Source organism: Stenotrophomonas sp. 05N423, from assembly GCF_056397145.1.
The window spans coordinates 1-4,883 of record NZ_JBFTMV010000019.1 but is presented as its reverse complement, the minus strand read 5'-3'; the positions used below and the strand labels follow the sequence as shown (position 1 = coordinate 4,883).

The 4,883-nt window shown below is 67.8% G+C and carries 1 protein-coding gene; it reads left to right on the top strand.

The window, feature by feature from the left end; all coding sequences use genetic code 11:
* A partial coding sequence (locus AC1DGW_RS16735) for a hemagglutinin repeat-containing protein (RefSeq protein WP_478025164.1) occupies positions 1 to 4,883 on the top strand: 4,883 nt, incomplete at both ends.

The following is a 4,883-nucleotide window of genomic DNA, read 5'->3' as shown; positions in this document are numbered from 1 at the left end:
ACGCTGCAGGTGACGGTGGACGGCCTGCTGGACAACAGCGCTGATGGCCTGCTCGCCAGCGGCGGCGATCTTGGCTTGAATGCCCGTACGCTTGGGAATACGGACGGCCGCATCGAACACGCCGGCGACGGCGCATTGTCGATCCGTGCCGACACCCTCAACGGCCGGCGCGGCACGATCGCCAGCAATGGCGCATTGGACCTTCGTGGCGAAACGACGGATCTGACCAACGGTACGACGGTCGCCCAGCGCATTGCCGTCACCACCGGCAACCTGACCACCGCCGGCGGACAGCTGATCGCGGCCGGCACGGATGACCTGCGCCTGCAGGTGCGTGGCACGCTGGACAACCACGGCGGTACGGTCGCCACCAACGGCGCGCTGCAGCTGGACGCCGGCACGGTGAACAACCGCGCCGGCACGCTGCAGGCGGCCGGCAGGGGCAACACGCGCGTGGCGGTGACGGGCGTGTTCGACAACCGCCAAGGTGAGCTGGCCTCCGCAGGCGCGATGGCAGTGAACGCCGCAGACCTCGACAACAGCAACGGCAGGCTGCTTTCCACGACGCAGGCCGGAATGCGGCTGAATGTGCGGGGGGCGTTGGCCAACCGCAGCGGCAGCATCACCGGCAATGGCGACGTCACCGTGCAGGCGGCGTCTCTGGACAATCAAGCCGGCGTGATCGAGACACAGCGCTCGATCGACACCAGCATCGGCGGCCTGCTGGACAACAGTGGTGGGTCATTGCTGGCTGGGGCAGGCCTTTCCGTCGATGCCGGTACCCTGGTCAATGGCGCTTCCGGGTTGGTGTCGGGTGCACATGTGGTGCTGCGCGCCGACCTTCTGGACAACCGCGGCGGACGGATGGGGGCGGCCCAGGGACTGGAAGTTACCGGGCAGCGACTGCTCAACGTGGATGGCACGCTCGATGGCAGCGGCATGGTATCCGTCGTCGTGGCGGAACTGGACAACACCCGAGGCCGGCTTGTCCAGCGTGGAGGTGCAGGGGGGCTTGCGCTCGACGTGACCAGCGCCATTGGCAATGCGCATGGACTGATCGGTGCGGAGGGAGAGGCCCACCTGATGGCAGCGGGGTTGTCCAACCGCGAAGGCGTGATCACGGCACAGCGCGGCCTCGGCATCACGGTCACCGGCGTGATGGACAATGGCAACGGTTTGTTGCAGAGCGATGCGGGCATCGTGCTCGCCGGCGGCGGCATGCTCGACAACGCGGATGGGCGGATCGACGCTGCCGGCGCGCTTTCCGTATCCGCTGCAAGCATTGCCAACCGTGGCGGAAGCATGCTCGCCGGCAAGACAGGGGCGACGGACGCGGGTTTGTCATTGGATGTCACGGGTGCGTTGGACAACCGTCTGGGCCAGATCGGCAGTCGCGGTGGCGATGTGTCGGTCCAGGCCGCATCGCTGGACAACAGCGGCGGCACTCTGGTGGCACAACGGAATATCAACCTGCACACCGGCGTGGTGAACAACAATGGCGGCACGCTCTATGCCGGCGGCGACCTGCGCTACCAGAATGCTGCCGGCCGGCTCGACAATGGCGACGGCCGCTTTGGCGCGGGCGGCACCGCCTGGCTGGAACTGGCGCAGATCGCCAACGGCGCCGGTGGGCGCATCCAGGCAGGCACGCTCTGGCTGGAAACGCCTGCCATCGGCAACCATGGCGATATCGTTGCCGATGCACTGCACGTTACCTTGAATGGCCTGAGTGGCAATGGCGGCCGCCTGTATGCCGCTCAGTGGCTGGACGCCCGCTATGACGGCGACTTCACCTATACCTCGCAGGAGCTGGCAAGCGACGGCCGGCTGGACCTCCGGATATCCGGTCGGTTCACCAACCAGGGGACGCTCAAGAGCGCCGGTGAGCTGAACGTCATCGCCACGGACGTCGTCAACCAGGGCGCGATCCTGGCCAGCAACGGGGCCGGCACCGGCGTAGCCACCATCACCGCCAGCGGCACGTTGGACAACCGTCGCGGCGCCAGCATCGAGGCGGACCATCTGTACCTGTCCGCGAACAGCGTGATCAACACCGGCGACATCACCGGCAACGTCGTCCAGGTCGATGCCAGCACGTTGACCAATGGGCGTGACCTGGGCCAGATGCTGGCTTCGCGGGACTACGGCGAAGGCTTCATCGGCGCCGCAGGCTACATGGAGCTGCGCATCGCGCAGCAACTCTCCAACCTGGATGGCGAAATCTTCAGTGGCGGCGACCTGGTGATCACCGGCCGTGCCGCTGGCAGCCGCGTCCAGCGGGTGGACAACAATTCCGGGCGTATCCAGGCCGATGGCGGATTGTGGCTGGATGCGGATTCGGTGCTGAACCAGCGGCGCGTGCTGCAGACCGAGCAGCGGCAATACGTGGGACAGGAGCAGTTTGACGATCCGGACGGCGGCACTTTGTCCGGGGGCGACATCCCGGCCGAATTGCGGAAGCAGTACTGCGATGATGGCCTCCGCACCACCTGCACCTACTTCCAAGGCTATGTCATCAATGAAAATCGAGTGCTCGAGGGAACCCGCCTGGTTGCCGCGAGTGCTGCGGGGCAGTTGCTGTCCGGCGGAGGGATGCGCCTGAATCTGGGGAGACTGGACAACCTGTACTCCACCATTTCTGCGGGCGGCAGTCTGACCATAAACGGCCGCGCCGCAGGCGATGGCAGCGACCCCTCGCAATGGGGAGGGGTGATCAACAACGTTGCTCTTGCCGGCTACAAGATCATCCAGCGTGAGTCTTTCGCGGAGCTCAATTACCAGACCTGTGCGCGAGGCATGACGTGCGAATTCGAGCCGCGCTATGAGTACATCAACCTCGGCAGCAGCACGGTACGCAAGGACTACGTACTGGCCGAAGGCGCGGCCAGCATCACCGCCGGTGGCGGCCTGAGCATCGTCGGCGGCGCCATCAACAACACCGTGGTGCAGGCATCGGGGGGTACAGGCGGCATCGCCGCCGGTCCGTTGGGCAATACCGGCGGCACCGGCCTGGGGAGCGCCGTGCAGGGGCAGGCCGGCACGGCTGGCGCAGTGGGCACGGCGGCGGGCCAGTCCGCGTCCATCGGCGGTCCAGTGCAGGCCGCGCAGGGGCATGGTGTGCAGGCCGGGCAGGATGCGGGTACCTATACCCACGCAAGGGTAGATGGCCGTGATGGCGTATCCACACATCAGACGGACTCCATCGATGGCATGGCCGGGCCAGCGGCAAGCGCCGCCGACAGGGTCCTTGCCGGCAGCGGGGTGGACACCGTCGACGGTGGGCAGGCGCAGTCGGGCCAAGGCCCCGCGGCCGTGGATGGCAGTGTGCGGCCTGGCGTCATTGCCAGCGTCCACGGAGTCGCCGGTGGTGGCGTGCAGGGCAGTGCCGGCCCCGATGGTGCTGCTCCCCAGCTGGTGGGCACGGCGGAGGCGCCGCTGCCGGGGCTGGTCCCGGCGGACAACGGCATGTTCCGTCGCAATGCCGATCCGGATTCGCCGTTCCTGGTGACCACGGCGCCACGCTTCGTGCCGGGCGAGGTCGTTGGTTCGGAGCATCTGCTGGGGCAATTGTCGCGAGGTGATGCCGATCACAAGCGCCTGGGCGATGCCTACTACGAACAGCGGCTGGTGCAGGAGCAGTTGCTGCAACTGACCGGCCGCAACAGCCCCCAGGGCGGGCTGGAGCAATACCGCACCTTGATGGACAACGCAGCGCAGGTGGCCGATGCGCTGGGCCTGAAGCTGGGGGCGCCGCTGACCAGTGCCCAGATCGGCGCACTGGACCGCGACATCGTGTGGCTGGTGGAACAGGAAATCGACGGGCAGAAGGTGCTGGTGCCGGTGGTCTACCTGTCGCGCGCCACCGCCGAGCAACTGCGCGCGGGCGGCGCGCTGATCGCGGGCGAGTCGGTGGGCATCCAGTCCTCTGCCACGCTGAGCAACAACGGCACGCTGAGCGCCAGCCAGGGCATGTGGCTGGGCGCCGACACGCTGATCAACGATGGCGCGCTCAATGCCGGTGCGCAGTTGTCCATCGCCACCGCAGGCGACACCGTCAACCGGGGCAGCATCGAGGCCGGCTCCGTGGCGATCAACGCCGGCCGCGATTTCGTGCAGACGGCCAGCGGCAGCCTGGCCGGCGCGGAGGGCGTGGCGGTGGTCGCCGGCCGCGACCTCAGCCTGCAGCAGACTACGGTGGCATCCGGCGGCAACCTGCTGCTGGGAGCCGGCAACGACCTGCACATCGACGCCAGCCAGGTGCAGGCCGGCGGCGATCTGGTTGTCAGCGCCGGGCGCAACCTCGACGTCACCGCACTGACCACGCAGCAGACCATGGGCGGTGGGCGCAACGTCAGCACCCACGAGACCCTGCAGAACAGCAGCCTGCAGGCCGGCGGCAACCTGGCCCTGCAGGCCGGGCAGGACCTCACCCTGCAGGCCGCCGATGTGCGTGCGGGCGATGCGATGGCGCTGGTCGCCGGCCGCGACCTGAACCTCACCACGGTGACCACCGTCGATACCAGCCTCATCGAGGTCAAGGGCAAGCGCTACAGCAAGCAGACCGAGAGCCGCGACGAAACCGTCCATGGCACGGTGCTGCAGGCCGGTGGCGACATCGCCCTGGTGGCCGGACGCGATGCCACGCTCACCGCCGCTGGCGTGTACGGCGAGGACGGCGGCATCGCCCTCAGCGCCGGCCGCGACGTCAACCTGCTGGCCGCGCAGGAGCAGCATGACCTGACCATCGACGAGCAGCGCAAGAAGAAGGGGCTGTTCTCCAGCAAGACCACCACCACCCATGACGAGTGGCACGAAAGCCTGGCTGTCGGCACCACGCTCAGCGGCGAGAGCGTGCAGATCGCCGCCGGCCGCGACCTCACCGC